Source organism: Streptomyces sulfonofaciens (assembly GCF_014656295.1).
Lineage (GTDB): Bacteria > Actinomycetota > Actinomycetes > Streptomycetales > Streptomycetaceae > Streptomyces > Streptomyces sulfonofaciens.
On the sequence record NZ_BNCD01000087.1, the window covers coordinates 1 to 670 of the forward strand.

Annotated in this window: 1 protein-coding gene; it reads left to right on the top strand. The window is 71.9% G+C overall.

The window, feature by feature from the left end; translation table 11 throughout:
* Positions 1–670, top strand: a 670-nt coding sequence (locus IE313_RS34685; RefSeq protein WP_189939361.1) for an AMP-binding protein, incomplete at both ends; no start/stop codon positions are given.

Below are 670 nucleotides of genomic sequence, written 5' to 3' on the forward strand. Positions count from 1 at the left end.
AGGCCGGAGCATCCCGCGTATGTGATGTACACGTCCGGGTCCACGGGGGCGCCCAAGGGCGTGGTCGTGACCCACGCGGGCATCGTCAACCGGCTGCTGTGGATGCAGTCCGAGTACGGGCTCGACGCCTCCGACGCCGTCCTGCAGAAGACGCCGTACGGGTTCGACGTGTCCGTCTGGGAGTTCTTCTGGCCGCTGATCACGGGCGCCCGCGTCGTGGTCGCCGACCCCGAGGGGCACCGGGACCCGGCCTACCTGGCCGACCTGATCCGCGCCCGGGGCGTCACCACCGTCCACTTCGTGCCGTCCATGCTGCGGGCCTTCCTGGCCGCGCCGGACGCGGCCGCCGCCGGCGAGGGCCTGCGGCGGGTCCTGTGCAGCGGCGAGGCGCTCCCATCCGCGCTGGCCGCGCACGCCCGGGACGTCCTGGGCCCGAAGCTGCACAACCTGTACGGACCCACGGAGGCGTCCGTCGACGTCACCTCCTGGGCCCTCGACCCGACCCGCGAGAGCGGCCCGGGCACGGTGCCGATCGGCCGCCCGGTCTGGAACACGCGGGTGTATGTCCTGGATGGTGGTTTGCGTCCGGTTGTGCCTGGTGTGGTGGGGGAGTTGTATCTGGCGGGTGTTCAGTTGGCTCGTGGGTATGTGGGGCGGGGGGGTTTGACGG